Here is a 26,225-nt window from a genome sequence, read left to right on the forward strand (position 1 = left end):
CTAGTGGCTAAGACAATCTGGACTTACTGGCGCGGCGACTGGCACGAGGGCGATTTGCGCATCCTCGGCGCGACCTCGCACGGAACCTGGCTCGGCAGCCTCGTCTTCGACGGCGCCCGCCTGTTCGACGGCGTTTCTCCTGACCTCGACCGCCATTCGCAGCGCGTCAACGCCAGCGCCGAGGCCCTCGGCCTTGCGCCGACGCTGACAGGCGAGGAGATCGAGGCGCTGACCTTCGAGGGCCTGAAGAAGTTCGCGCCGGGCACCGACGTCTACATCCGGCCGATGTACTGGGCCGAGGAGAACGATGTCGGCATCCTGCCGCCGAAACCCGACACCACCGATTTCGCGCTCTGCCTGGAAGAGATGCCGATGGTCGAGCCGACCGGCTTCACCATCACCACCACCCGGTTCCGCCGGCCGACCATGGAAGTGATGCCGGTCAACGCCAAGGCCGCCTGCCTTTACGCCAACAATGCGCGCATGGTCCGCGACGCGCAGGCCAAGGGCTACCAGAACGCCCTTTGCTGCGATGCCAACGGCAATGTGGCGGAGCTGGCGACCTCCAACGTCTTCATGGTGCGCGGCGGCGAGGTGTTCACGCCGATGCCGAACGGCACCTTCCTCAACGGCATCACCCGCCAGCGCGTCCTCGGCCTTTTGCGCGAGGCCGGCGTTGCCGTGCACGAGGTGACACTGAGCGTCGACGACTTCCGCGAGGCGGAGGAGATCTTTTCGACCGGCAACATTTCCAAGGTCGTGCCGGTGATCGGCTTCGACGACGCCCAATTGCAGTTCGGACCGATCGCGCGCAAGGCGCGCCAGCTTTATTGGGACTGGGCGAAAGCCTGAAAGATAAGGAGGAAACCATGGCAACCGTGAAGATCTTGAGCGATGCCGACGCCGAGGCGAACCCCGCCGTCAAGGCTGTGTTCGACGACATTCGGGCGACCCGCAAGACCGATTTCATCAACAATTTCTGGCGTGGCCTCGCCAACGATCCGGTGACGCTGAAGCGTACCTGGGAAGGCCTGAAGGCGGTCATGACGGGCGACACCGCGCTCTCGCCGGTCATGCAGGAGATGATCTATATCGCCGTTTCCACCGCCAATGGCTGCAACTACTGCATCCATTCGCACACCGCTTCGGCGCGCGCCAAGGGCATGACCGACGCGGAATATTCCGAGCTGCTGGCGCTGATCGGGCTGGCCGCTCAGACCAACCATCTGGTCACCGCCATGCAGTTGCCGGTCGACCCGGCCTTCCTGGTGGAAGGCTGAGGCGATGGGCGGCGGATTGGTGGCCCGGGAACCCGGCGGCCCGGAGGCGATGGTCTGGACGGACCTGCCGCTGGAGAAGCCGGGGCCGGGCGAAGTCGTCGTGGCCCATACGGCCGTCGGCGTCAATTTCATCGACGTCTATTTCCGCAGCGGCCTCTACCCCTGGCCCGAGACGCCGATGATCCCCGGCGCGGAGGCCTCGGGGGTGGTGGAAGCGGTCGGCCCGGACGTTGCCGACCTCAAGGTCGGTGACCGGGTCGCCTATGTGCTGCCGCGCGGTGCCTATCGCGAGCAGCGGGTGCTGCCGGCCGAACGGCTGGTGCCGCTGCCGGACGGCATCGATGCCACCGCGATCGCCGGTGCCATGCTGAAGGGACTGACGGCGCACTATCTCGTCACCGCGTCCTATGCGGTGAAGCCGGGCGACACGGTCCTCGTCCATGCCGCGGCCGGCGGCGTCGGCCTGATCCTCGGCCAGTGGCTGAAGGCCCTCGGCGTCACGGCCATCGGCACCGCCGGCGGGCCGCAGAAGGTCGCGCTCGCCAGGGAGCACGGCTACGACCACGTCATCGACTACAAGTCGGAGGACTTCGTTGCCGAGGTCGAGCGTCTGACCGATGGCGCGGGCTGCGAGGCGGTCTATGACAGCGTCGGCGCCGACACCTGGCGCGGCTCGCTGAAATGCCTGAAGCGGCGCGGCATGTTCGTCAATTTCGGGCAGTCGTCGGGGATGCTCCGCGACTTCCAGATGTCGGACCTCGCCAAGGGCGGATCGCTTTCGGCGAACCGGCCGATGCTATTCGACTACATCGTCGACCGCAGCGAGCTGCTCGATCGTTCCTCGGCCCTGTTCGATCGCATCCTCGACGGCACCATCCGCCTCGACGTCGCGGCGACGCGCCGCCTGAAGGAGGCCGCTGCCGCCCACGCGGACCTTGAGGCGCGCAAGACCGTCGGCTCGACCATCCTGGTGGTCTGAGGGACGGCGCTGCCGCGGAACGCGCTTTCTGCCCCGTTGTCACCGCCAACGCGACGATGGGGCAGGAGCCGCGCGGCCGGGCGCCTTTTCACTCGATCGGCCCGTCATAGCCGAATTCGACGACATGGAGCGTCAGGCCGGTCGCGGTCTCGACGATCACGCTGTAGGCCGGCGGAAGGCCGGGGGCGCTGATGAAGCGGTCGTCGGCAAGGTTGGGTATGGCCTGGTAGATCAGCGACCTCAGCCCGAAGGCCGGGATGCCGGCGACGAGGCCCGAAACACTCATGTGGCAATGGCCGAAGAAGACGGCTTCGACCTTCTCGGAGTGTCGTGACAGGCAGGCGTCGACCGCCTCGATATCGTCGAGGGCGATGGTGGCAAAGGCCGGCAGTGCGGTGTCGATCGGCGGATGGTGCAGGAAGACGAGGCACTTGCGGTCGCTTGCGGCGAGCGTTTCCTCCAGCCATTCCAGGCGCCCGCCGTCGAGCCGCCCACCGCCGTAGTCCGGCACGTTGGTATCGAGCAGCACACAGCGCCGCGAACCGACATCGGTGACCGATTGGACGAAGCCGTTGCCGTCGCGCGGGACACCGGCGAACTGGTTCAGGAAATTGCCCCGGTCGTCGTGGTTGCCGAGGGTGTAGGCGATCGGCATCGGCAGGGCAGAGAGGAGGCTGGCGAGGTCTTTGTATTCCGCCGGCAACCCCTCGTCGGCGAGGTCGCCGAGGAGCACGCAAAGGTCGGCGTCGCCGTGGTGCACCGCGATATGGCCGATGGCCCGGCGCAGGAACATTTGGGGCGAGCGGCCGCAGATGTCGCCTGCCGCCTTGATGTGGATGTCGCTCATGACGACGATTTTCATGGGCAGCCTCTCCTATGCGGATGCTTTTCGCGGGTGGTGGCGCGCACGACCAGCCCTGTAGGAATGCGCCGGACTTCGCGCGCGCGGTCCGGGTCGGCGAGCCGGCTGTCGAGCAGGTCGAGGATACCGGAAACGACGCCTGCGATGGGATAGTCGACGGTGGTGAGCTGGTTGCTGCGCCAGGCGGCGGCCGGCACGTTGTTGAAGCCGACGATGGACAGGTCGTCCGGCACCGAAAGGCCGACGGCGCGGGCGGCCTCGATCGCCGCAATCGCCATGCTGTCGGTGGAGGCGAACAGGCCGTCCGGCGGCGCCGGGCCGGCGAACAGGTCCGTTGCGGCCTGAAAGACGGTGCCGTGATCGCGGTCTGCGACGGCTGTCGTCGCAACCTCGATACCGGCTCTTGATGCGGCCCCCGCAAATCCTTTCAGGCGCTCGCGGTCGGAAAAGGTGGCGCCGCCGCGGCCGAGATAGGCGAGCCGGCGGCAGCCGGTGCGCACGAGAAGCTCCGCCGCCTGACGTCCGCCGCCGACATTGTCGGCAAGAACGCTGTCGACGCCGGGCGCGTCGAGCACCCGGCCGGAGAGGATTACCGGCAGGCCGGCGCGCACGCACAGATCCGCATGTTCCGGCGACATGGTGCCGGCGGCAACGATCACCGCATCGGACTTGTAGTCGAGCGCCTGCAGGAGGCCGCTGTCGCCCGCTGCGTCGCGCCCCGCCGAGGCGAGCATCAGCCGGGTGCCGCGGGCGGCCAGCGCTTCGGCGAGTTCGTCGAGGAAGAGGGCGTCGAAAGGGTCGTGCATCCGCCCCATCACCAGGGTGACGAGGTTGGTCCTGGTGCCGACGAGGCCGCGCGCCAGCAATGACGGCCGGTAGCCGAGGTCCCGGGCCACCGTCAGCACCTTTTCGCGCGTTGCCTCAGAGGCGCTGGCGCCGTCGGTGAAGACGCGCGAGACGGCGGAGGGCGAGACCCCCGCGATCCTGGCGACGTCCTTGATGGTGACCCGAGTCATGGCGGAGATTATTGGGAGAGCAGCGTCGTTTTTGCAAACGTTTTTGATGACTCGCATCCGCAGTTTTTAGCCGTAAAACCTCCTGTCCGGCTTCACAAAAGCGTCACCTCGACTGGTTAGGCTATGGCCATCGTGCAAACGTTTGCAATCGATGCGCACGATCGTTGGGAAGCTGCATTCGCCCGACAGACGGGCGTCGAATTTTCCGGAGCGTCGGGGTGGCGGTCCGCTGACAGGAACCAAGCAATCACGGGAGATGCAACATGAAGGTGCTGACTTCGGCCCTCCTGGCCGGTGCCCTGGCGCTGACGGCGGTCGCCGCCAAGGCCGAGACGCTGGTCATCGCCGGCCGCGACGGCGGCTATGGCAAGGCGCTCAGCCTTGCCGTCGATGCCTACAAGGAAAAGAACCCGGATCTTGAGATCGAACGGCTGGAACTGACTGGCGGCGGCCTCTTCGAGAAGGTCACCATCGCCATGCGCGAAAAGTCCGCCGCCTATGACGTCATCATGCTCGATGACCCGTGGGCGGTGGAGTTCATGGCCAAGGGCTGGCTCGCCGACCTTGATGCGCTCGGCGGCGGCGTCGACGAGGATTTCGTCGCCCCGGCCCGGGCCGTCTCGCGCTATCCGGTGGGGACGGGCCCCTATTACGCCGTGCCCTTCGTCGGCAATGTGGAGCTGTTTGCCTATCGCAAGGACCTGTTCGAGAAGTTCGGCCTCGGCGCACCGGAGAGCTGGACCGACGTGGTCAAGGCCGCAAAGGTGATCTCGGAGAAGGAAGACGGCGTTTCCGGCGTCGTCTATCGCGGCCAGAAGGCGAACCCGATCGTCACCGGTTTCCTGCCGATCCTGTGGGCTCATGGTGCCCGCATCGTCGATGCCGACGGCAACGCCTCGCTCGACAGCGAGGCTGCGCTTGAGGCCATGAACCTGTGGCTGGAGCTGAAGTCCTACGCGCCGAAGGGCGTTGAGACCTACAACGCGACGGAAGTCCGCGACGCGCTGATGCAGGGCACGACCGCGATGACCATCGAGCTGTGGCCGGCCTGGGCGCCGTCCCTCGACGACCCGAGTGCCTCCAAGGTGCCGGGCAAGATCGAGATCATGGCCGCTCCCGGCCAGGTCCAGGGTCCGGCGCCGATGCTCGGCTCCTGGCTGGTCGCCGTGCCGGCGGACTCGGAGAATAAGGATCGCGCCCGCGACTTCATCGACTTTCTGACCTCGCCTGAGATGCAGAAGAAACTGGCGCTGGAAGTCGGCACGCCGCCGACCCGTGCCAGCGTCTACAAGGACGCCGACGTCGTCGCCAAGTACCGCTGGTATCCGAACCAGGTCGCGGCCCTGATGAACGCCCAGCCGCGCCCGCGCATCACCCAGTGGTCGAAGGTCGAGACCATCCTCGGCGACTACCTGCAGCTCGCCCTGATCGGCCAGATGGCGCCGAAAGATGCGCTCGCCGAGGCCAACGGCAAGATCGCCCGCGCCCTGTCGCACTAGGGAGCCGCACAGGCTCCGGGCGCCGCAAGATCGGGGGAGCGGGACCGCCCGCTTCCCCTCGCGTTTTTGATTTGACGGCGAATGACCCCACAGGAATTGGAATGAAATCCGGGCGCCTCGTCCCTCTGCTGTTTCTCGCGCCGGCGCTCTTTCTCTTCGGCCTGTTGACGATCTATCCGCTCGTCCGGGTTTTCTTGTTATCGTTCTTCTACACCGAGTATGGCTTTTCCGGCGCCAGCTTCGTCGGGCTGGAGAACTACGCCGCCCTCCTCGGCGATTCCTTCTTTCGCATCGCCACCTGGAACACGATCTTCTTCACGGTGACGGCGACCGCGAGCGAGGTCGGCCTCGGGCTCTTGCTGGCGCTCCTCGTCAGCAAACGCTTTCCCGGCCGCTTCATCGTCATCCCGACGCTGGTCGCGCCCTTCGTGCTCTCCACGATGGTCGTCACCGCCATCTGGCGGGCCTGGTTCCACTATGATTTCGGGTTCTTGAACAACGTCCTGCGCGCCGGCGGGCTGCCGCCGGTGGCGTGGCTGTTCGATCCCGACATCGCCATCTTTTCGCTGGTCCTCGTCGACGTCTGGCAGACCGTGCCGCTGACCTTCCTGATCCTTCTCGCCGGCCTGCAGTCGATCCAGCCGGAGATCTACGAGGCGGCGCGGATGGATGGTGCCGGGCCTCGGCAGATCCTGTTGCGGATCACCATCCCGCTTCTCATACCGCACATCCTGCTGGCCTCCCTGCTGCGCTCCATCGACAGCTTCAAGATTTTTGACAAGGTCTATGCGCTGACCGGCGGCGGGCCGGGCCAGGCGACCGAGACGCTCTCCATGTATGTCTACCGGCTCGGCTTCCAGTTCTTCGACGTCGGCATGGCCTCGGCCGCCGCCGTTATCATGATCGTTATTGCCGGCGCGCTCGCCGCGCTCTACGCGGTCCGGATCATGAAGGGGGAGTCCCATGCGGGGTAAGGTCCTTCGCCCGGCGCTCGCCTATCTGGTCACCGCCCTCGTGCTCCTGCCGATCGTCTGGATGGTCGGCACATCGGTGAAGCCGCCGATTGAGTACGTGTCGCCGGTCGTCGACCTGTTGCCCAACGCGCCGACGGGCGAGCACTACCGGCAGCTTATAGACGACGGCATCCTCGGCAAGATGCTGAACAGCCTCATCGTTTCCTTCGGAGCGACGTTTCTGGCGCTCTTTGCCGGCTTCCTCGCCGCCTATGCGCTCGTGCGCCTGAAGCTGCCGAAGAACGCCGACATGGCCTTCCTGCTCTTCGTGCTTTTGATCAAGCTGTCGCCGCCGATCGTCCTTGCCATCCCGCTCTACCAGGTGCTGCGGACCCTTGGCCTGCTCGATACGCTCGCCGGGCTGGTGCTGGTCTACCAGGTCTATGCGCTGCCGTTCGCCATCTGGATGCTGCTCGGCTTCGTGCGCGACGTCCCTGTCGCCTATGAGGAGGCGGCGCTGATGGACGGTGCCTCGCTCTTCCAGCGCATGGTCCATGTCGTCGTGCCGCTGATGACACCGGGGCTGATCGCCACCGCCGTCTTCGTTCTGATCCTGTGCTGGAACGAGTTCGTCTACGCGCTGCTCTTCATCCAGACGCCATCGAAATTCACCTTGCCGACCTTCATCGCGACGCTGATCACCGAGGACGAGACGTTCTGGGGCCGGCTGTCGGCCATCGGCTTCATCGCCTCGCTGCCGATCCTCGCCCTCGTCGGCGTGGTCCAGAAGGGCCTGACGCGGGGCTTTTCCGGCGGGCTGAAGTGACCGCCGGGAGGCGGTTGCTATTCGGGTCGAGAAGCAGGTGCCGACCTATCGTAGCGATGAGGTCCGGTCGATGTGTAGTCCTGCAAGGTCTGGCGGCAGGCAAGGGGCCACGATCTCGCTCCCGAATTCGCGGCGGCTGCCGAGGGCGTGGCGGATCAGCATGTTGACGAAGAGCCCCGGTCCGCTGGAATAGATGCGCCAGCCGCCGTCGACCGGGATCGTTCCGTCCCGGACCCGCTGCCATTCCTCACGGGCCTGATAGCGATCGGCAAAGGCGGCATCGCTGCTGGAGAAATAGGCGTTCCTCTGGCGGAGTGTGGCGTTTGGTACCTCGTCCGTCACCGCGATCGGATTGACGACCGCAAGGGCGTTCCAGAGGCCGGTACTATCGCCGAGCCCGGCCAGCATCTCCGCATAGCGCAGGTGGGCGTGGACATACATGAGCCCGATCTCGCGGCCGAAATAGGACGCAGATTCCGCCCGCCGGAACACCGTCTCGACACCGCCGCGATAGGGAACCGGCCGGTCCATGAGGCGGACGCCGTCGGGGAAGGACAGGCGCTCGTGCAGCAGGCGCAGGTGTTCACTGACCTCGTCCGGCGTTAGCAGGCCGGCGACCACCGCCTCGGTGATGGAAATGAGGGAGAGGGAGACGCCCGTTGTTTCATCCGTTGGGTGGAGCAGCAGTTCCGGCGCCGCGCCGCCGGCATCGAAGACCGCGTAGCCGGCGACGATGCCGTCGCGCAGGAGAAATTTGCGGAAGTCGTCGCGCATCGCCGCGGCCATGGTCTTGCAGTGCTTTGCGGCCTCGGCCTTTCCTGCCTGATGCATGAGTTCTGCATAGCGGCTGAGTTGGCGGGTGAGCAGGGCGACGGTCCAACTGCTGACCATCCAGTCGCGCTTTGCCGGGTCGACGGGTTGCAGCGAGTCGTTCCAGTCGCCGTTGCCGTATCGGATGAGGTGCGTGCCGGCAAGGAAACGGCTCTCGACGGTGGCGATCAATCGCGCGGCGTGGTCTTCGACCGTGCTGTGCGCATCGCTCGCCGCGCCGCCGCCCTCGCGGCGCCAGCCAATGCGTTCGTTAAGGAACGCCAGGTCGCCGGTCTCTTCCAGATAGTCTGAGAGCGCCTTCAGCGGCCAGACGATGACGTCGCCGTGGGCGCCGGCGTCGCGGATGAAGGAATAGGGCTCCAGCATGAACCATTGCGGCCAGTCGCCCCTGACCTCGTCCTGCTGGGAAAAAACGGTCTTCAGGATCTCTTTAGCCGGCGCGTCCTGGCGGAGCGTCAGGAGCAGTTCCAGCGGGCCCTGGCAGACGTCGCGTGTCCCCCAGGCGGCGCCGGTATATTGCTCAAGCCCGTGCGGCGCGGCGACGTGGATGCGGGCGTTGTGGACGAGCCAGGGAAGGGCGGTGTTCATCGCCTCGACGGTGGCGTCGCGGCTGCCGTCGTCGAGGGCGAGATGCGGTGAGACCGCATCCCAGAAGGCGGTCGTCTCGGCCAGTATCGCTGCATCGTCGACGCCGCTTGCATAGCGCTCGGCGAGCGCCGCGGCCGTGTCTTGCGACGTCATCGCGCCGACAATGGCGAGGCTGAAGGCGTTGGTGGCACGGGTCTGGACGACGACGGCTTCGCCGGTCCGGCTTCCTTCGCCGTCAAAGAGAAGTTCGTCGCAGCCGATGGCCTCGACTTCTTCCGGCGTGCTGCTGACGAGGTGGACAACGGCCTCGGGGTAGCGCTCGTCCCAGATCCGGCCCACGGCCGGCCGGAAGGCGGCGCGCTTTTTCGATCCATCGATCGCGATGCGTCCGCCGCCGTCGAGCTCGCGCTCGCCGAGGACGAGGTGGCCGACGACGAGGAAACGGCAGGGAGCGCCATCCGAAACCACGCGCAATTGCGCGGCGGCATCGCCGGCGACGGTCATGGAGACGGCGATCGTCCGGTCTCCCAGCCGGTAGATCCAGCGGCAGTCCTGAAGGCCCATCTCGAACGCTGAGGGCACGGCGAGGTGGCGCCAGCCGTCGCCGGTGTCGACGAGGATCCTGAGGCCATTGGAGCGGATAATGTTGTAGGGGTCGCGCGAGACGGAAAAGAGCTTGTGCAGCGAGGTGTTGCCGATGGTGAGCTGGGCGCCGAAGACGCCGTGCATCCAGGCGGTCAGCGACAGGGCGTCGTCCTCCGGCATCCAGCTCGTCCCGCTGAGGAGGATGGTGCCGTGCCGGCGGGCCACGAGCCGTTCCTTGTCGCCAAGGACGACATGCCGGTTCTGATGCCCTTCGGGGACGAAGAACGACAGCATCGTTCCGCCGTCCCGTTCCTCAAGGAAGCGATCCGGATAGCGCTCGGCGATCTCCGCATCGCTCAAGGGGTCGACCGCAAGGGGCGGGGCTTCCTCGATGACGCTGCGGCGGATTTCCTGGAGGCGGACGTCCTGCGGCTCGAACGCTGCGCTGGCGCGCCGGGCTTCCTCCACCACGCTGAGGTCGGCGTCGCCGGAGGCTGCCGGATGGTCGGGGCGATAGACGCCGAAGAAGGTCCGGGATGCGGTGGCGCCGGGGGCGATCTCAAGGGGGGCGGACTGCAGCATCGCGCCGGCGCATTCGCCTTGCAGGCGCACCGACGGCAGGTCCGTTCCGAAAGGGAGGTCGAAGCCGGCGCGGTCGCGGTGGTCCGGGCCGAGGACCTGCCGGAAGTCGGTGGCAAAGCCGGCGGTGCCGTCGAGGCAGCCATGGGCGAGCCACGGGTGGGCGTCCCATTGGGCTAGGTTCTGCCGGGTCATGATCACCGGGCCGATGTCCGGGGCTTCCGCGATGTGATGGTCGAGATACTGGCAGGCGAAGGCCTCGTTGTTGGTGAGGAAGCCGCGGTCGGCGAGGCCCAAATCCTGCATCAGCACGGCATCGCAGCGGATCGGGTTCTTGCCCCCGTTGGTGACGTCGATCCGCCAGAGCCACACCAGGCTTTCAGGATGCAGCCAGAGGGTCGTGCGGCACAGGACGCCGTTTTCCTCGCATTGCCAGACGATGCGGTCGCCCTCGCTGCCGACGAGGCCGCGTGCGCCCGATCCGGCGATGGGGATGACGGCACCGTCGCCGAGCCTCAGAACGATGCGGCCGAGACCGCCGCCGAGGGGTGAGCCCAGCACCTGGTTGACCATGGTGCGGTGGTCGCCCGCATCGTGCTCGATGGCAAAGAGCGCGCCGTTCGGGAGCACGGCGGCGCCGAGCCCGGACGGGCTCGTGGCATGCCGCAGCGCAAGGTCCGCGTCCGAGGGAGTGGTCCGTCTTTCTGTGCCCGTCATTGCCGCCTGTCCTTGGTTGGATCCGGTGAACCTAGGGCGCATTGTTGTCAGATTGAAGGAGCCCTGCTGCGCGAGGTTACCCAAAGCGAAAGGCCGGAGCCTCACGCCTCCTCGATGTCGTCCGCGCCGTCCATGATCATCTTGGCCAGCGCATCGGCCGAGACGCCGTCCAGAGACAGGGACGTCACCGCCCGGCCGCCCTTCAGGATCGTCGCGCGGTCGGCGACGGCGATCACGTCGGCCATGTTGTGGCTGATGAGGAGCACGGTGGCGCCGCGGTTGCGCAGTTCGTTGATGAGCCGCACCACCTCTTTGGTCTCGCGCACGCCGAGGGCCGCCGTCGGCTCGTCCATGATGATGATCTCGGCGTTCCAGCGCAGGGCGCGGGCGATGGCGACCGCCTGCCGCTGGCCGCCGGACAGGGCCTCCACGGGCTTGGTCATGTCAGTCATCACCGAGTTCATCTTGGCAAGAATCTCCCGCGCGCCGCGCATCATCGCCCGCTTCTGCAGGACCCGGATGCCGGCCAAGCGCACGCTCAGTTCGGAGCCCAGATAGATGTTCTGGTAGATGGCCATGGCGGGCGCGAGGCCGAGATCCTGGTGGATCGTGGCGATGCCCGCGGCGAGCGCATCCTGGGGGTCGCCGAAGGACACAGGCGTGCCGCGCACCTCGATGGTTCCGGCGTCCGGCGTCTCGACGCCGGCGATCAGCTTGATGAGCGTCGACTTGCCGGCGCCGTTGTCGCCGCAAATCGCATGCACTTCGCCGGCATTGACGGAGAGGTTGGCGCCGCGCAGCGCGGTCACTGCGCCGTACTTCTTGAATGCGCCCGTGACGGAGAGGATCTGGTTCATGGGAATGACGCGGGCGACCGGGGCCGCCCGCCTGTCCGTTGTCTAGTCGAGGTACTTGTCGACGTTGGCCGCATCGACCAGTTCGGCGTCCATGAAGAGGTAGGGGCCGGAGGTGATGCTCGCCTTGTCGGCGCCGTCGATGGCGATCTTCTGCATGGCATCGACCGCGGCCGCGCCCATCTTCTCGAACGGAATGGCGACGGTCGCCATCAGCATGGAGTCCGGGTCCTTGATGCGCCGGTAGGTCTCCGCGCCGCCGTCGATGGAGACGAGGACCACGTCGCCCTTGTTCATGCCCTGCTCCTTCAGGAGGTCGTCGATGATGAAAGCCTGGCCGTCGAAGGAGGCCCAGATGCCTTTGAAGTTGCCGGCGTTCTGCAGGATGAGCGCGCTCATGCCGCTGCGCACGTCCTCGCGCCAGCTCTTGGTGCGGGCCATGGAGTGGGTGCCGACGACCTCGACGCCGGTGTTCTCCGACAGCACGACGTCGAGCATCTTGCCGCGCACGCGGGTGCCGACATTGGACTCAAAGCGCTGGGTGAGGATCGGACCCTGGTAGCCGATCTGGCCGAGCAGGTAGAGCGCGGCCGAGGCGCCGACGGCGTATTCGTTGACCTGCACGTCCATCAGGGCGTGGGGGCTGGCGCCGCTCATGACGGTGATCAGCGGAATGCCGGCTTCCTTGACGGCGGCCATCTGGGCGTCGAACTCCACGGGCTTGGACATCGCCAGGATGATGCCGTCGACGCCGCGCTGGACGAGGTTCTCGATCTGCTCGGCGTGGGTCGGCAAGGTGCCGTTGGAGTTGAGGACGGTGACGTCCCAGCCCTTTTCCTTAGCGGCGGCCTCAACGGCGTTCGCGACCCGGGCGTGGGTCTCCGACGACATCTGGAAGGCGACGACGCCGATCTCGAAGGCGTTGGCGGCGGCGGAATGGGCGAGCAGCGCCGCTGCGGCGGCAAGCCCGATGAGGGTTTTCTTCATCTGGTTTCTCCTTCTGGAATTTATCAGACCGAGAACGCGGCCTTTTTGAGCACGCTGGCCGACACGCCGACCGAGCCGATGACGATGACACCGAGCATGATGTCCTGCAGGTAATAGGGGGCGCCGAACAGCACGAGGCCGTTGGCGAGGATGGCGAGGATCAGGGCGCCGACGAAGCTGCCGGCGATGTTCGGCCGGCCGGGGTCGAACATGGTCATGCCGAGGAGAACGGCGGCGATGGCGTTGAGGAGGAAATCCCCGGCCATCTGCGGCGCCGCCGAGCTCAGGTTTGCGACCAGAAGCACGGCGGCGGCGCCGGCGGCCGCGCCGGAAAGGGTGAGCCCGAGGAGCTTCATGCGCTTGGTCGCGATGCCGGCGCGGTGGGCCGCGCCTTCCGCCTCGCCGGTCGCCTGCATGTGGACGCCGAGGGGCGTCAGGCGGGTGACGAACCAGGAGATGGCGACAATCGCGAACATGATGATGATGAGGAACGGAATGCCGAGGACCTTGCCGCGGGCGAGCGCGAGGAAACTCGCATCCCAGCGGCCGACGAAGGCGACGCCGCCGGTGACCATGAAGGCGGTGCCGGTGGCGATCGATGCCGTGCCGAGGGTGGCGATCAGCGAGGGCACCTTGATCGCGGTCACGAGAAGCCCGTTCAGGAGGCCGCCGATGGTGCCGACGGCAAGGCCGGCGGCGACGGCGATCAGCCAGGACGTGTCGGAATGCAGGAGCCAGCCGACCATCACGGCGGCAAGACTGGCGATACTGGCAAAGGACAGGTCGAGCTCCGACGTCAGCAGCGCGAAGGTGAAGCCGCAGGCGAAGATCGCCAGAAAGCTCGCCTGCTTCAGCACGGTCAGAAGGTTGGCCGGCGAGGCGAAATTGCGCGCGAAGAGGAGGAAGACGACGAACAGGGCGAGGCCGGAAAGGGCGGTGCCGTATTTGGCGACGAGCTGCTTCATCGGCACGGCCTCTTGCTCATGAAGGCGACGGGGGAGGGTATCATCGGGTGGATATCACGTGGGCTGGCTGCGCGCGAGGGCGGCGAGCTTGCGGGAGATGGTCGATACCGTGTCGAAGCTCTCAAGGAAGAGTTCGTATAGCAAATTCATGCGCTCGCGACGATCGGGCCGGGGTTCGATGCGGACGGTCTTGTGGGCAAGGGACGTCGCGGCGTCGGCGAGACTGACCGCTTGGCCGCTCGCGACCCGCGCAAGGGCAAGGCAGCCCATCAGGCCGGCCTCGGGGTCCTCTGAGACGATGACCACCGGACGGTCCAGCATGTCGGCCCGGATCTGCGGCCATTCCGGCACCCTGGCGCCGCCGCCGGCGAGGAACACCTGTTCCGCCTGGATTCCAGCCGCGCTTTCCGCGAGGTCGAGGGTCCGCCTGTTCACCATCGCAATGCCTTCCATGGCCGCGCGCACCATATCGCCGCGCCCGTGTTCCGAGGATAGGCCATAAAACGCCGCGGAGAGGTTTTCGTCCCAGAACGGTACCCGCTCGCCGAACAGGAAGGGGTGGAAGAGGAGAGGGCGGGGAGCGGGCGGTTCGGCCAGGAGGGTCGCAATGGCGTCATCCGTATTTCCGTTCTTGGGCCCGAAGCGGTCGAGCAGCCAGTCAAGCACGTTGGCGCCGTTGAGGCCGGGCCCGCCGATGTGCCAGATGTCGCCCCAGTCGAGGGTGATGAGGCCCTCGGCGCTTGCCGGGCGGTCGGTCATCAGGCCGAAGACCTCGCTCGAGCCGGAGATGCAATAGGCGCTGCCGGGGCGCATGGCGCCGATGCCGGCGACCGCCGACCAGGTGTCGTGCGACCCGCAATAGACGTCGGCGCCGGCAAGGCGGCCGAGGGCGCCGGGCAATCCCTCCCGAACGGTGCCGACCCGATCCCAGGGCTGGCCGATGGGGGGCAGCATGTCCGGCAGACCGAGTGCTGCAGCGAGCGAGGCGGGGCCGCCCTGAAAGGATGCGATCAGCCGGGCCTCGGAGATGTGGTCGGTCATCGTCTTTCCGGTGAGGCGGAAGTTGAGATAGTCCTTGGGTTCCAGGACGACCTTCAGCCGCGCGGCGGCCTGCGGTTCGTGCTCTTTCAGCCAGGCGAGCCTTGCAGCTGGGTGATAGGCGTTGAGGTTTTTCGCCTCTGGGATGCGGGAGGAGTCGAGCTTTGCTTTGGCTTCGAGGGCCACCCGCTCGGCGCGCCGGTCGCGAAAGCCGATGGCTGGCCGGATCGCGTTTCCGGCTTCGTCCAGAAAGACCTGGGTGCGGGTCATGCCGCAGATGGCGATGGCGCCAGTGTCGGCAAGTGCCGTTCCGGCGGTAGCGGCTATCTCGGTAACGGCCGCTTGCAGCAGGCACCACCATTCCTCCGCGTCCTGCTCCGACGACGCATCGTCGGGCTGGGAAAACGCCGCCGGGAGGCGCGCGCTCGCCAGAATGCGGTCCGTTCCATCATAGAGCCGCGCCTTCAGGGCCGATCCGCCGAGATCGATTGCCAGTACGTTCAATGGACTTGCGCTTTCGAAACCTTGCCGGCGGTGCCGCCGAGCGTGAGGTCTCACATATCCCCAACGGATGCGCGTGTTCAACAAGTCAGACGTTGCTGAGGACACTCCGGCTGCGAGGCGGAAATGTCAGCTCGCGGTAACAAGGCCGATGACTTCGTCCAGCGTCTTGATCGTGCGGTCGGCAGCGCCGACATCGACCGGGGAGGCGGCAAAGCCGACGGAGACGACGCCGGCCGCGCGCGCCGAAGCGATGCCCGACGGGCTGTCCTCGATGGAGAGCACTTCGCCAGGGGCAAGGCCGAGGCGCTCCGCCACCATGCGATAGGGGGCGGGATCGGGCTTGCCGGCGGGCACGTCGTCGAGCGACAGGGAGAACCGCATCAGGTCGGCGACGCCGAGGGTTTTCAGGTTGGTGTCGACGACGACGCGGTTGGAGTTGGAGACGGCGACCTGCGGAATGTCACGCTCGGCGAGCGCGCGCACCGTCTCGGCCGCGCCGGGGATCGGCTTGAGGCTGTCGGCGTTGCGCTGGTAGTGCTCGTTGAGGACGATGATCCAGCGCTCCCGGGAAAGGCTCCAGGGATAGCGATCCTTCAGCGCCTCCCAGACGCCGTAGAGATCGACGCCGACGAAGCGGTCGTCGGGCAGGTCGGAGATGTCGACGCCGTAGTCCGCGCAGGTGGCGAGCAGCGCGCGAAGGTGCAGCGGTTCGCTGTCGACGAGGGTCCCGTCGACGTCCCAGGCAACGGCGCGGATGGTCATTGGGCAAGCGTCCGGCAGGCGCTAGCGAGGGCCTCGTAGTTGGCCCGGAAGCGCGCATAGCCGGCGTCGTAGAGATTGGCGTTGGCAGGGTCGGGTTCCACGCGCTCGCCGTAGGAGACGAATTTCGAGACGCCGTCCCAGTCGTCGGTCAGGCCGGCGCCGATGGCGGCCATCCAGGCCGCGCCGAGGCACGAACCGGGATGGCCGACAAGCAACTGCACCGGATGCTGGAGGACGTCGGCGCAGATCTGCATCCACAGGCGCGAGCCCGACCCGCCGTCGGAGGCGAGGTAGCTGAGGGTCGGGTGGCCGATATCGTTGAAGACCTCGATGTGGTGGCGCAGAGCATAGGCGTAGCTCTCAAGCAGCGCGCGCCAGACATGGCGGAGGTCGTGGTTGAGGCTGAGGCCGTTGATGACGCCGCGGGCATCCGGATCGTGCAGCGGCGTCTTTTCGCCGAGGAAATAGGGGATGACCTCGACGCCGTCGGCGCCGGGGGGCGTCTCTGAAGCGATCGCATCGAGGTGCTGGTGGAGGGTGAGGTCGGCGCTTGCGGCCGCTTCCGCCTCGCCGCGGGCGAATTTTTCCGCGAACCAGTTCAGCGCCGAGCCGCCCGTCGCCATGCAGCCATTGGGCATGAAGAGGCCGGGGATCAGGTGGCGGTCTAGGAACATGCGCGGATCGGGCATAGCCTTTTCCGAGGCCAGCATGATGTCGATGGCGCCGCCGAACTTCAAAAGGACGTCGCCGGGCTTGGTGATGCCGGCGGCATAGGCCGAGGCGATGTGATCGGCCGCGCCACCGACGACGGGAATGCCTTCCGGCAGGCCGGTCGCCTTGGCCGCAGAGGCGCTGACGGGGCCGAGGACCTCGTGGCAGCCGATCTGGCGCGGCACGGCAGTGCGCGGGATATGGCCGAGGGCGATGAGGTCGTCGGAAAGGTCGCCGGTGGCGAGATCGACGAAGCCGGCCTCCAAGGCCCAATTCTGCTCCACCGCCTTTTCGGCGGTCAGCCGCCAGTTGATGTAGTCGTAGGAGCCGAAGACGGTGTCGATGCCGGCAAAGACGTCCGGCTCGTGCTTTTCGATCCAGCGCAGCTTGGCGGCGACGAGCTGCTGGTTGATGCCGTTGCCGGCCTTTTGGACAAATTCGGCCTCGGGGATCTCGGCGGCGAGTTCGGTCACTTCCTTACCGCAGCGGCCGTCGCTCTGCTGGATCGAGGGACGCAGGAGATTGTCCTCACGGTCGAGCAGAACGACGGCTGGCAGCATTCCGGTAACGCCCACGGCAACAATGTCCGAGGCCGCAATGCCGGCCTCGGCGATCAGCGTCGGCACGATCGCGGCAACGTTCTCCCACCATTCCTCCGGGTTCTCCTCCGCCCAGCCCTGTTTGGGCGAGGAGAAGGTGACCGGGCGGGAGGTCTTTGCCAGCACCTTGTCCGGCAGGGAGATCAGGATGCCGATCGTCGAGGTGGTGCCGATGTCGAGGCCGAGGACGCAAGGCATGGCGCGGGGGCCCTATCTGACGGAGTTGACGACGTCCATGAAGCGCTTGACCCGGTCGCCATCGACCGAGTTCCAGGTGTCGCCATCGATCTTGAAATGGGTGCCGATGACGCAGCCGGAGGCGACCGACATGACGTCGCGGACGTTGTCGATGTTGACGCCGGTGTTGGCAAAGACCGGCACCATGCCCTCGACCGCCTCGGCGGCGGTGCGCAGGTCCGAGGCATCGGCCGGCTGGCCGGTGATCGGACCGGAGACGAGGATGGCGTCGGCGAGGGACGAGAACACCGCCGATTTGGCGCGCAGGCTGATCGGCCGCTGGTCCAGCGAATGGGCGAACTCGGCGTTGATGTTGAAGAGCATCTTCATGTCGGTGCGGCCGAGATTGCGGCGCAGGCGCGACGGCGTCGCGCAGTCGGGCGCCCACACGCCCATGTCGGAAGCAAAGACGCCGGTGAAGATCTCGCGCACGAAGGAGGCGCCGGTGGCGACCCCGATGGAGACGGTGGCGGTCGGATCCCACAGATAGTTGACGCCGAACGGTACCTTGAGCACCTGTTTGGCGGCGGCGACCACCGCGGTCATGGCGGCGATGCTCTCCGGCGTTGCCTTGAGCAGATAGGGCCGGTCGTTCTCGTTGCCGAACATGATGGCATCGACGCCGCCGGCCTGCAGTTTCTCGATGTCGCTGACGACATCCTCGACGAGCTTGTCCATGCCGCCATCGGCATCGTAGAGCGGCGAGCCGGGCAGCGCGCCGATATGTGCCATGGCGACCACGGCCTTCTTCTTGTCGCCGAAAAAGTCGAAAATCATCTGGTTTTCCTTCGTTCTTGGTCTTTTCTTGATCGTCAGCCGGCGACCTCGACGCGGACGCCGGCATCGGCCAGCGCAGCGGCGAGCTGTTCGGGTGGGCGGGCGTCGGTGACGAGGACGTCGATCTCGTCCATGCTGGCAACGAGGGCGACGGACATGCGCTCGAACTTGGAGCTGTCGAGGAGGACGACGGATTGCTCGGACCGGGCGATCAGGGTTCGCTTGATCTCCGCATCGGCGAGCGAATAGTCGAAAAACCCCTCGGTGGAGAGGCTGGAGACGCCGATGAAGGCGATGTCGAAATAGTAGCCGTTGAGGTGCTGGGCCGCGCGGGCGCCGATCAGGGAGGGCTCGGTGCCGGAAACCTGTCCGCCGGGCATGTAGACGTCCGGCGTTGCGGCGCTCAGGTGACCGGCGATCTTCAGGCTGTTGGTGAAGATGTTGACGGCGACGTCATGCAGCAGGTCGGCGAGCTCGAAGGTCGAGGTGCCGATGTCGAGGGCGATGCTGGTGCCCGGATCGATCATCTGAAGCGCGCGCCGGGCGATTGCCTGCTTGGCGGCCTTGTTGCGGGTGGCGCGGGCATCGAGGCTCGGCTCCACCAGGTCGACATTGAGGCCGCCCGAGCGCTCCAGGGAGACGGCGCCGCCATGGGTGCGCACCAGGATGTTCTGCTCGGCGAGCTGGTCGAGGTCGCGGCGCAGCGTCATTTCCGAGACGCGGCAGATGTCGGCCATGCCGGGTACGGTGACGAAACCCTGTTCCTGGACGGTCTCCAGGATGAGCTTGCGCCTTTGCACCGCTGGCATTTTGACGTCCGGCATGAAGGAGCACCAATCCCGGTTTGTGTTCGGCCCGATTTGTATACGGTTTGTGCAATTTTGTTTGTTTGGTCAATCTAAAACAGAAAAAGCACATTTTCAAACGAAATGTGATTGAAATGTGTTCGTTTATGTGAGAATGTGACGCTATAACGACCGTATGGGAACGAAATGAACAAAACCGTCCTCATCACCGGGGCCGCCAACGGGATCGGCCTCGCAGCGGCCAGGGCATTCGCCAGGCAAGGCTGCCGGCTCGCCCTCACGGACATCGATACCGAGCGGCTCAAAGGTGTCGCGGCCGAGTTCGACGACGGAACGGTCACCGCAAAAGTCGACGTGCGCGACAAAGCCTCGATCGAGGCGGCGTTCGCCAAGGCCGGCGAGGCCTTCGGACAGATCGACATCGTCGTTGCCAATGCCGGCGTTTCCAGCATGAAGCGGGCGATCGACCTCACGGAAGAAGACTGGGACTTCAATGTCGACGTCAACGCCAAGGGCATCTTCCTGACCAACCAGGCGGCGGTCCGGCATTTCCTCGACAAGAAACAGCCCGGCGTCATCGTCAACACCGCCTCGCTGGCGGCCAAGGTCGGCGCGCCGTTCCTCGCCCATTATTCGGCGAGCAAGTTCGCCGTCGTCGGCTGGACACAGGCGCTCGCCCGCGAACACGCCAGGGACGGCATTCGCGTCAACGCGGTCTGTCCCGGCTTCGTGCGCACACCGATGCAGGACCGCGAGGTGATCTGGGAAGCAGAGCTCGCCGGCTCGACGCCGGAGGCGGTGCGCCAGTCCTATATCGACCAGACGCCGCTCGGCCGGCTTGAGGAACCCGAGGACGTCGCCGACGTCATCGTTTTCCTCGCGTCCGATGCGGCGCGGTTCATGACCGGTCAGGCGGTCAACGTGACCGGCGGCGTCTACACGACTTGAGGAGGCCTCAAGACACCTCAAGACAATAAGAGTGCCGCATGCGACGGACGGCACCGGGGAGAAGGCGGAGAGAAAGGCACCATCGAGAGCCCGACGGGCGCATCCGAAGCGTCTTTTGGAGGAGCGCGGCCCGCAAGACGGCCGCCGGAACAGACGCTGTCAGCGAAAGGAAAAGCGATGAACAGACTTTGCAAATGGTCCCTGACCACACTCATGACCGGGACTGCGGCCGTGATGATCTCCGGGGCGAGCCTTGCGGCGGAACTGAACATCATCATCGAGGAAGTGCCGGACTACGACATCGTCAAGAAGCTGACGGAGAAGTTCGAGGCGGCAAACCCCGACATCAAGGTCAATTTCGATGCCATGCCGTTCGATGCCATGCGCGACAAGATCCTGACCTCGAGCCTGGCGCCGAGCGCCACCTATGACGTCATCATCGTCGACAATCCGTGGATGGAGGAATTCTCGCGCGCCGGCTACCTGACCCCGCTCGACGATTTCATCAAGGCCGACGAGGGCTACAAATACGACGACTTCATCAAGGCCGTCGCGGACGTCGGCGTCGTCGACGGCAAGACCTATGGCGTTCCCTACTACAACTACGCCCTCGGCCTGATCGTCCGCCAGGACATCTTCGACGACAAGGGCATCGAGGTCCCGACGACGCTGGAAGACTACGTCTCCGTCGTCAAGGAGCTGACCACCGACGACTTCTACGGCGCCGCCATGCAGCCCCAGAAGGGCTACAAGATCATGGAGGAGTGGAAGAACTGGCTCTATGCCGAGGGTGGCGAGCTGTTCGACGAGAACGGCGAGGTGATCATCAACAACGACGCCGCCGTCAAGGCGCTCGACATGTATATCGACACCTACAACACCGCCGCCCCGAAGAACTCGCTCAACTGGGGCTTCGACGAGGCGCTGCGGGCCGTCTCTTCCGGCAAGGCCGCGACCATGCTGAGCTACAACTGGATGCTGCCGACGCTGAACGCCAAGGGCGGCATGTCCGGCGACCTCGCCGGCAAGTTCAAGCTCTACGAAGTGCCCGGCGGCAAGGCGGCGCTCGGCGCCTGGTTCTGGGGCATCCCGGCCAATGCCGAGGACAAGGACGCGGCCTGGAAGTTCGTCTCCTGGATCACCAGCCCGGAGGTTGCCAAGGAACGCGTGATCGCCGGCGGCGCCCCGGTGCGCACCAGCGTCATAAACGACAAGGACGTCTGGGAAAAGGGCTTCGGCAAGGACTACTACACGACGCTGCAGGGCATTCTTGAGGATGCCGCGCCGCTCGCCACCGGACCCCATGCCGAAGAGCTTATCGAGATCGTCGGAACGGAGCTGAGCGCGGCCGTTTCGGGACAGAAGACCGTAAAAGAAGCGCTCGACGCCGCAGCAAACGGCGTGAAACGGACCCAATAGGTCCTCCGGCAAGCAACCGCGACCGGCGCCTATTCTGCCGGTCGCGGCCCTTTTCGCCTCTGACGGGAAGTTCGGCATCGTGTCGCTGCGCTATCGACTGATCCTGCCCCTGACGCTGCTCCTGGCAGCGGTGATGGCCTACCCGCTTGTCTTTTCGGCCTGGATCTCGCTGCACGATTACCGGCTGACCCGGCTCTACGACGTCCGCTTCCGCGGCCTCGACAACTATCTCTACATCTTCGGCGACGCGCCGTTCCTCAAGGCGATGACGAACACGCTGATGTTCGTTGCCGGCGCCGTCAGCCTGGAGTTGGTGCTCGGCCTCGGCCTTGCGCTGCTGCTGCAGCGGCTGGTGCGGTTCCAGAACTTTGCCCGCGCCGTGCTATTGGCGCCGATGTTCATCACGCCGATCGCCGTCGGCCTGATGTTCCGCTTCATGCTCAGTTCCGAACTCGGCGTCATCCCCCACTATCTGCGCCTGATGGGGCTCGGGGTCGACTGGTTCAGCGCCGATCTCGCCCTCTTCAGCCTGATGCTGATCGATGCCTGGCAGTGGACGCCGTTCATGCTGTTGATGTTCCTTGCCGGGCTGGAAGCGCTGCCGCGCTCGCCCTTCGAGGCGGCCAAGGTCGACGGCGCCTCGCCCTGGATGACGTTCTGGCACGTCACCCTGCCGATGCTCAGGCCCGTCATCCTCGTTGCGCTGATCATCCGCGCGCTCGATGCCTTCAAGGTGTTCGAATATGTCTACGCCATCACCCGCGGCGGACCGGGCGATGCGACGGAAGTCATCCTCTTTCACATCTACAAGACCGGGTTCCGGTTCTTCCGCATGGGCGAGGCCGCGGCCATGGCCTTTATCCTGATCGCCATCACCCTGGTGCTGGTCGTCATCCTCTATTCCGCGATGCAGAGGAAGTAGGGCCATGACCAACACCGTCGGACAAAGCCGCCTTGCCAGCCTTGTGGTCGCGCTCGTCGTCGCGCTGGCCATCGTCGTCGTCCTCTTCCCGTTCCTGTGGATCTTCCTTGCCTCGATCAAGCCGGCGAGCGTCGTCGCCCTGCCGGATGTGTGGACGTTCTCGCCGACGGCGAGGAACTGGAACGACGTGCTGCTCGGCTCGGACGTGCCGAAGAACATCCTCAACAGCCTGATCGTCTCGGTCGTCACCGTCAGCGTCGCGCTCTTCACAGGCGCGCCGGCGGCCTATTCCTTCTCGCGCTACAAGACCGGGGCCGGGTTCCGCTTCACGATCCTTGCCGCGGAGATGATGCCGCCGGCGATCCTGATCCTGCCGCTGTTCCTGATCCTCTACCAACTCGGCCTCATCGACTCGCTGATGGGCGTCATCCTTGCGCACCTGACCTTCGTCGTGCCGGTCATCACCTGGTTCCTGATCGGCTTTTTCGACGACGTGCCGCGCGAGCTTGAGGACCAGGCGATGATCGACGGCTACACGCGCTTCCAGGCCTTCTACAAGGTGATCCTGCCGGCGATCCGTCCGGGCATCGCGGCGGCGGCCGTGTTCGGCTTCGTCCTGTCGTGGAACGACATGTTCTACGCCCTCATCCTCACCGGCGGCGAGAGCAAGACCCTGCCGGTGGCGATCGCCGGCTTCTGGACCTTCCGCGGCATCGACATGGGCAAGATGGCGGTCGCCATCCTGATTGCCGTGGTGCCGATCCTGATCGTTTCCTTCTTCATCCAGAAACACCTGGTGCGCGGCCTCGGCGGCGGCGCCGTCAAGTTCTAGGACCGTCTATGGCTGGCGTTCGACTGAAAGACCTATCGAAGAGTTTCGGCGCCGTGGAGGTGCTGAAGGGCATCGACCTGACCGTCGAGCCGCACGAGTTCGCCGTCCTTCTCGGCCCCTCCGGCTGCGGCAAGTCGACGACGCTGAGGATGCTCGCGGGCCTCGAACCGGCCACTGCGGGCGAGATCTGGATCGGCGAGCGCAACGTCACCAACCTGGAACCGCGCGAGCGCGACATCGCCATGGTGTTCCAGAACTATGCGCTCTACCCGCATATGACGATCGCCCAGAACATGGGCTTCGGGCTGAAGGCGCGCAAACTGCCGGCAGCCGAGATCGCCGAGCGGGTGAAAACGGCCGCCGAGATGCTCGGCATCACCGACCTCCTCGGCCGCCGGCCGCGCGAGCTTTCCGGCGGCCAGCAGCAGCGGGTCGCCATCGGCCGGGCGATCGTGCGCGAGCCGAGCCTGTTCCTGTTCGACGAGCCGCTCTCCAATCTCGACGCCAAGCTGCGCGTTGAAATGCGCACCGAGCTGTTGCAGCTCCACCGCAGCCTCGATGCGACGACCGTCTACGTCACCCACGACCAGGAAGAGGCCATGACCATGGCCGACCGGATCGTCGTCATGAACAAGGGGCGGATCGAGCAGATCGGCTCGCCCTCGGAAATCTATTTCCGTCCGGCCTCGCTGATGGTCGCCGGCTTCATCGGCAGCCCGGCGATGAATTTCGTCGACGGCACGGTTTCGGACGGCAAGGTCGGGACGCCGATCGGAGCCATTTCGGCGCCGTCGCTCCCCGGGGACGGCACAAAGGTCACCATCGGCTTCCGGCCGGACGATTTCTATTTTCCAGACGATCTGCCGGAAGAGGAGACCGCTGCGACGCTCTCGTTTTCGGTACGGTTCGTGGAACTCCTCGGCGCCCGCGGCATCGTCACGATGCGGGCCGGCGACACCGACTTCAAGGCGATCTTCGAGGAGCGCTTCCTCCATCGCTTCGAGGAGGGCGCCACCGTGCCGTTGTCTCTTGCCCGCGACCGGCTGCACCTGTTCCTGAAAGAGACCGGCGAGCGGGTCGCCCCTGACGCAGCCTGAGGCCGGTCGTCCTTTCGGCGTTTTCCGCCGGACCCGGAGCGGGGCGGCGACGCCCGTTTCCTATTGCGCGTTGAGGAATGACAGCCAGAGGAACAGGCTGACGACGGACAGCAGCGTTGCCAGGATGATCGTCGCCGAGACTTCCATCTCCGCCGCGCCGTAACGCTTGGCGACCAGGTAGCTGTTGATGCCCGACGGCAGGGCGGCATAGATGACGGCGACGCCGCCGACCACGGGCGGCAGGCCGAACAGCTTGAAGGCCAGCACCCAGACCGCGAGCGGATGGACGACGAGCTTGACGAGGCTCAGCATCAGCCCGCTGGTCAATCCCCGCACCAGATTGTAGCGCGCGAGCGACATGCCCATGGCAAGGAGCGCGCAGGTCGCGGTGGTCTTGCCGATGCCCTCCAGCAGGGTCGCCAGGATGCCGCCGGGCGTCAGGCCGGTCAGCTTCAGGAAAAGCCCGATGATCATGGCGACGACGATCGGATTGCGGATCAGCGAGGTGCCGATCTTGGCGAATTGGGTCTTGAGGCCGGTGCCGGAGGTTGGCCCTTCGACCATCAGCGTAACCGCCGTCATCATGATCGGCAGGTGGACGGCGAGCAGCAGAAACATCGGCATCGCCGCGGCATCGCCGTAGACCCGGATGATCAGCGGAATGCCGAGGAGGACCGTGTTGGACTGGGCCGAGACGAAGCCGAAGAGGACGCTTTCCTTCCAGGTGCCGTTGCCGCGCCGGGTGGCAATCAGCATCCCGGCGAGCCAGGCGACCGCCACGCCGGAGAAATAGGCGATCAGGTAGGCCCAGGAGAAATCCTTGCCGTCGAAGTCCTTGGTCAGGGTGAGGACGATCAGGGCCGGCACGGCGATCGAAAAGACGTACTCGGTCAGGCCTTCTTCGGCCGCGCGCGACACGAGACGCGTCTTCTGCGCCAGCCAGCCGACGGCGATCAGACCGATCACCGGGATGATGATGGCAAGAATGGACATGGGAAATCCGCCGGGGTCAGGACTGGGCCGGGTTCGGGAACGGCGCGATGCCGAGCGTTTCCGCCCGGGCGCGGGTCAGGGCCAGCAGCGTGTCGATGGTCGGCACGGGGACCCCTTTCAGCCGGCCGAGATCGCTGACGCCGCCGAGCAGGGTTTCGATCTCCGGCTTCCGGCGCAGTTCGAAGTCCTGCAGCATGGACGACTTGTGGTTGCCGACCCTGGCGACCGTCTCTTTCAGCGGGGCGAGGATGTCGGTCATCCCGAAGGCGGCGGCGACGGCACCGACTTCCAGCCAGGCGTCGCGGGTCAGGTCAGCGAGCGGCGGGAAGATGAGGAGGTTGCGCGAGGTCATGCCGGTGAGCGCGCCGATCCCGCCGGTGACGCAGTTGAGGCTCAGCTTCTTCCAGATCTCGCGCTCGAAGGTCTCGCTGTGGACCGCATCGAGGGTGTCGCTGGAAAGCGCCTCGACAAGGGCCGCGCAGAGCGGTCGCACGCGCTCGTCCGCTTCGCCGAACACGAACCTGTTGGCCGTCGGGCTGGAATTCATGATAAGGCCCGGCGCCTCGACGTGGTTGGCCGAAAAGGCGATGCCGCCGATGGTGCGCGAGATGCCGACCTTCTCGGTCAGGGCTCCGATCATGGCGGCGATCGCCGGCGACCAGGCGTCCTGGGGCACGTCAAGGCTTGCCAGGTACCACCAGGGCAGGCCGTTGACGCAGAAGGCGACGGCCGTCTCGGGTCCGCATAGGGCCGCGATACCGTCGGCGATGCCCATCAGGGCCGGCGTCTTCACCGTGACGAGGACGATATCCTGCGTCGGCAGGCTGGAAGGGTCGTCGGTCGCCTGCGGGTGGACGGTGACCGTCTTGCCGTCGCTCTGCAGCGACAGGCCGGCCTCGCGGATCGCCGCCAGGTGCGGGCCGCGGGCGACGACGGAAACGTCATGGCCGGCCTCGGCTAGGCGCACGGCGAGATGGCCGCCGATGGCACCGGCGCCGTAGACACAGATCTTCATTGTCATCTCCTGAACGATGGAGGCAGGGGGTCGTGTCCCGGAAA

General features: G+C 66.0%; 24 protein-coding genes. 11 read left to right on the forward strand and 13 right to left on the reverse strand.

Going from position 1 to position 26,225, the window contains the following annotated elements; translation table 11 throughout:
- Positions 1-15 precede the first annotated feature (15 nt).
- From CH339_RS00980 to CH339_RS00990, 3 genes are read left to right on the forward strand one after another with little or no spacing between them, the layout of a single operon-like run.
- Positions 16-852: a branched-chain amino acid aminotransferase gene (locus tag CH339_RS00980; protein WP_170138350.1), complete on the forward strand. Its 837-nt coding sequence runs from the start codon at positions 16-18 to the stop codon at positions 850-852.
- Between the two features lie 17 nt (positions 853-869).
- Positions 870-1,280, forward strand: a complete 411-nt coding sequence (locus CH339_RS00985) for a carboxymuconolactone decarboxylase family protein (RefSeq protein ID WP_111432496.1) — start codon at positions 870-872, stop codon at positions 1,278-1,280.
- A 4-nt stretch (positions 1,281-1,284) separates the two neighbouring features.
- Positions 1,285-2,259: a quinone oxidoreductase family protein gene (locus CH339_RS00990; protein ID WP_111432390.1), complete on the forward strand. Its 975-nt coding sequence runs from the start codon at positions 1,285-1,287 to the stop codon at positions 2,257-2,259.
- Positions 2,260-2,347: 88 nt separating this feature from the next.
- On the opposite strand, the gene CH339_RS00995 is transcribed toward CH339_RS00990, so the two are convergent.
- On the reverse strand, positions 2,348-3,121 hold the full coding sequence (locus CH339_RS00995; protein WP_111432391.1) for a metallophosphoesterase: 774 nt from the start codon (positions 3,119-3,121) through the stop codon (positions 2,348-2,350).
- On the reverse strand, positions 3,118-4,137 hold the full coding sequence (locus tag CH339_RS01000) for a LacI family DNA-binding transcriptional regulator (protein WP_170138341.1): 1,020 nt from the start codon (positions 4,135-4,137) through the stop codon (positions 3,118-3,120). Before CH339_RS01000 ends, CH339_RS00995 begins: the two co-directional genes overlap by 4 nt.
- 263 nt (positions 4,138-4,400) lie before the next feature.
- On the opposite strand from CH339_RS01000, the gene CH339_RS01005 reads away from it, so the two are divergent.
- The 3 genes from CH339_RS01005 (at position 4,401) to CH339_RS01015 (ending at position 7,415) form a co-directional block, all read left to right on the forward strand.
- Positions 4,401-5,636 (forward strand): ABC transporter substrate-binding protein, encoded by a 1,236-nt coding sequence (locus tag CH339_RS01005; RefSeq protein WP_111432393.1) that lies wholly within the window; start codon positions 4,401-4,403, stop codon positions 5,634-5,636.
- Positions 5,637-5,737: 101 nt separating this feature from the next.
- Complete coding sequence (locus CH339_RS01010; protein ID WP_111432394.1) at positions 5,738-6,610, forward strand: carbohydrate ABC transporter permease; 873 nt, start codon at positions 5,738-5,740, stop codon at positions 6,608-6,610.
- Positions 6,600-7,415, forward strand: a complete 816-nt coding sequence (locus tag CH339_RS01015; protein ID WP_111432395.1) for a carbohydrate ABC transporter permease — start codon at positions 6,600-6,602, stop codon at positions 7,413-7,415. Before CH339_RS01010 ends, CH339_RS01015 begins: the two co-directional genes overlap by 11 nt.
- A 45-nt stretch (positions 7,416-7,460) precedes the next feature.
- Here CH339_RS01015 and CH339_RS01020 read toward each other — a convergent pair whose 3' ends face one another.
- From CH339_RS01020 to CH339_RS01060, 9 genes are all read right to left on the reverse strand, one after another.
- Positions 7,461-10,715, reverse strand: coding sequence for a GH36-type glycosyl hydrolase domain-containing protein (locus CH339_RS01020; RefSeq protein ID WP_111432396.1), 3,255 nt, complete (start codon positions 10,713-10,715; stop codon positions 7,461-7,463).
- A 101-nt stretch (positions 10,716-10,816) separates the two neighbouring features.
- Positions 10,817-11,572, reverse strand: a complete 756-nt coding sequence (locus CH339_RS01025; protein WP_111432397.1) for an ATP-binding cassette domain-containing protein — start codon at positions 11,570-11,572, stop codon at positions 10,817-10,819.
- A 42-nt stretch (positions 11,573-11,614) separates the two neighbouring features.
- Complete coding sequence (locus CH339_RS01030) at positions 11,615-12,556, reverse strand: sugar ABC transporter substrate-binding protein (protein ID WP_111432398.1); 942 nt, start codon at positions 12,554-12,556, stop codon at positions 11,615-11,617.
- Between the two features lie 23 nt (positions 12,557-12,579).
- On the reverse strand, positions 12,580-13,521 hold the full coding sequence (locus tag CH339_RS01035) for an ABC transporter permease (protein WP_111432399.1): 942 nt from the start codon (positions 13,519-13,521) through the stop codon (positions 12,580-12,582).
- 54 nt (positions 13,522-13,575) lie between these two features.
- A complete protein-coding gene (locus tag CH339_RS01040) occupies positions 13,576-15,063 on the reverse strand; it encodes a xylulokinase (RefSeq protein WP_170138342.1) in 1,488 nt (495 codons plus the stop codon).
- A gap of 126 nt (positions 15,064-15,189) precedes the next feature.
- Entirely contained in the window at positions 15,190-15,825 is a 636-nt protein-coding gene (locus CH339_RS01045; protein WP_111432401.1) for an HAD family hydrolase, read from the reverse strand.
- Positions 15,822-17,333 (reverse strand): FGGY-family carbohydrate kinase, encoded by a 1,512-nt coding sequence (locus CH339_RS01050; RefSeq protein ID WP_111432402.1) that lies wholly within the window; start codon positions 17,331-17,333, stop codon positions 15,822-15,824. Before CH339_RS01050 ends, CH339_RS01045 begins: the two co-directional genes overlap by 4 nt.
- A 12-nt stretch (positions 17,334-17,345) precedes the next feature.
- Positions 17,346-18,149 carry a BtpA/SgcQ family protein gene (locus CH339_RS01055; RefSeq protein WP_111432403.1) on the reverse strand — a complete coding sequence of 268 codons (804 nt, stop codon included), beginning with the start codon at positions 18,147-18,149 and terminating at the stop codon, positions 17,346-17,348.
- A gap of 35 nt (positions 18,150-18,184) precedes the next feature.
- Positions 18,185-18,958 carry a DeoR/GlpR family DNA-binding transcription regulator gene (locus CH339_RS01060; RefSeq protein ID WP_170138343.1) on the reverse strand — a complete coding sequence of 258 codons (774 nt, stop codon included), beginning with the start codon at positions 18,956-18,958 and terminating at the stop codon, positions 18,185-18,187.
- A 183-nt stretch (positions 18,959-19,141) separates the two neighbouring features.
- Between CH339_RS01060 and CH339_RS01065 the strand changes: the two genes are divergently transcribed.
- From CH339_RS01065 to CH339_RS01085, 5 genes are all read left to right on the forward strand, one after another.
- Positions 19,142-19,903: an SDR family NAD(P)-dependent oxidoreductase gene (locus CH339_RS01065; RefSeq protein ID WP_111432405.1), complete on the forward strand. Its 762-nt coding sequence runs from the start codon at positions 19,142-19,144 to the stop codon at positions 19,901-19,903.
- Positions 19,904-20,080: 177 nt separating this feature from the next.
- Positions 20,081-21,322 carry an ABC transporter substrate-binding protein gene (locus CH339_RS01070; protein ID WP_201240923.1) on the forward strand — a complete coding sequence of 414 codons (1,242 nt, stop codon included), beginning with the start codon at positions 20,081-20,083 and terminating at the stop codon, positions 21,320-21,322.
- 79 nt (positions 21,323-21,401) lie between these two features.
- A complete protein-coding gene (locus CH339_RS01075; RefSeq protein WP_201240922.1) occupies positions 21,402-22,244 on the forward strand; it encodes a carbohydrate ABC transporter permease in 843 nt (280 codons plus the stop codon).
- Between the two features lie 4 nt (positions 22,245-22,248).
- A complete protein-coding gene (locus CH339_RS01080) occupies positions 22,249-23,076 on the forward strand; it encodes a carbohydrate ABC transporter permease (RefSeq protein ID WP_111432406.1) in 828 nt (275 codons plus the stop codon).
- 8 nt (positions 23,077-23,084) lie between these two features.
- Entirely contained in the window at positions 23,085-24,173 is a 1,089-nt protein-coding gene (locus CH339_RS01085) for an ABC transporter ATP-binding protein (protein WP_111432407.1), read from the forward strand.
- Positions 24,174-24,233: 60 nt separating this feature from the next.
- Here CH339_RS01085 and CH339_RS01090 read toward each other — a convergent pair whose 3' ends face one another.
- Positions 24,234-25,166 (reverse strand): AEC family transporter, encoded by a 933-nt coding sequence (locus CH339_RS01090; protein WP_111432408.1) that lies wholly within the window; start codon positions 25,164-25,166, stop codon positions 24,234-24,236.
- A 16-nt stretch (positions 25,167-25,182) separates the two neighbouring features.
- Positions 25,183-26,181, reverse strand: coding sequence for a ketopantoate reductase family protein (locus CH339_RS01095; RefSeq protein ID WP_170138344.1), 999 nt, complete (start codon positions 26,179-26,181; stop codon positions 25,183-25,185).
- Positions 26,182-26,225 lie beyond the last annotated feature (44 nt).

Origin of the sequence: Rhodobium orientis (genome assembly GCF_003258835.1) — a bacterium.
Taxonomy (GTDB): Bacteria; Pseudomonadota; Alphaproteobacteria; order Rhizobiales; family Rhodobiaceae; genus Rhodobium; species Rhodobium orientis.

Excerpts from the sequence above, each read along its gene's own strand:
- CH339_RS01015 (WP_111432395.1), top strand. The coding sequence starts at position 6,600 with ATGCGGGGTAAGGTCCTTCGCCCGGCGCTCGCCTATCTGGTCACCGCC.
- CH339_RS01000 (WP_170138341.1), bottom strand. The coding sequence starts at position 4,137 with ATGACTCGGGTCACCATCAAGGACGTCGCCAGGATCGCGGGGGTCTCG.
- CH339_RS01095 (WP_170138344.1), bottom strand. The coding sequence starts at position 26,181 with ATGAAGATCTGTGTCTACGGCGCCGGTGCCATCGGCGGCCATCTCGCC.
- CH339_RS00985 (WP_111432496.1), top strand. The coding sequence starts at position 870 with ATGGCAACCGTGAAGATCTTGAGCGATGCCGACGCCGAGGCGAACCCC.
- CH339_RS00990 (WP_111432390.1), top strand. The coding sequence starts at position 1,285 with ATGGGCGGCGGATTGGTGGCCCGGGAACCCGGCGGCCCGGAGGCGATG.
- CH339_RS01050 (WP_111432402.1), bottom strand. The coding sequence starts at position 17,333 with ATGCCTTGCGTCCTCGGCCTCGACATCGGCACCACCTCGACGATCGGC.
- CH339_RS01010 (WP_111432394.1), top strand. The coding sequence starts at position 5,738 with ATGAAATCCGGGCGCCTCGTCCCTCTGCTGTTTCTCGCGCCGGCGCTC.
- CH339_RS01005 (WP_111432393.1), top strand. The coding sequence starts at position 4,401 with ATGAAGGTGCTGACTTCGGCCCTCCTGGCCGGTGCCCTGGCGCTGACG.
- CH339_RS01080 (WP_111432406.1), top strand. The coding sequence starts at position 22,249 with ATGACCAACACCGTCGGACAAAGCCGCCTTGCCAGCCTTGTGGTCGCG.
- CH339_RS01055 (WP_111432403.1), bottom strand. The coding sequence starts at position 18,149 with ATGATTTTCGACTTTTTCGGCGACAAGAAGAAGGCCGTGGTCGCCATG.
- CH339_RS01025 (WP_111432397.1), bottom strand. The coding sequence starts at position 11,572 with ATGAACCAGATCCTCTCCGTCACGGGCGCATTCAAGAAGTACGGCGCA.
- CH339_RS01030 (WP_111432398.1), bottom strand. The coding sequence starts at position 12,556 with ATGAAGAAAACCCTCATCGGGCTTGCCGCCGCAGCGGCGCTGCTCGCC.
- CH339_RS01060 (WP_170138343.1), bottom strand. The coding sequence starts at position 18,958 with ATGCCAGCGGTGCAAAGGCGCAAGCTCATCCTGGAGACCGTCCAGGAA.
- CH339_RS01065 (WP_111432405.1), top strand. The coding sequence starts at position 19,142 with ATGAACAAAACCGTCCTCATCACCGGGGCCGCCAACGGGATCGGCCTC.
- CH339_RS01090 (WP_111432408.1), bottom strand. The coding sequence starts at position 25,166 with ATGTCCATTCTTGCCATCATCATCCCGGTGATCGGTCTGATCGCCGTC.
- CH339_RS01085 (WP_111432407.1), top strand. The coding sequence starts at position 23,085 with ATGGCTGGCGTTCGACTGAAAGACCTATCGAAGAGTTTCGGCGCCGTG.
- CH339_RS01045 (WP_111432401.1), bottom strand. The coding sequence starts at position 15,825 with ATGACCATCCGCGCCGTTGCCTGGGACGTCGACGGGACCCTCGTCGAC.
- CH339_RS01070 (WP_201240923.1), top strand. The coding sequence starts at position 20,081 with ATGAACAGACTTTGCAAATGGTCCCTGACCACACTCATGACCGGGACT.
- CH339_RS01020 (WP_111432396.1), bottom strand. The coding sequence starts at position 10,715 with ATGACGGGCACAGAAAGACGGACCACTCCCTCGGACGCGGACCTTGCG.
- CH339_RS01035 (WP_111432399.1), bottom strand. The coding sequence starts at position 13,521 with ATGAAGCAGCTCGTCGCCAAATACGGCACCGCCCTTTCCGGCCTCGCC.
- CH339_RS00995 (WP_111432391.1), bottom strand. The coding sequence starts at position 3,121 with ATGAAAATCGTCGTCATGAGCGACATCCACATCAAGGCGGCAGGCGAC.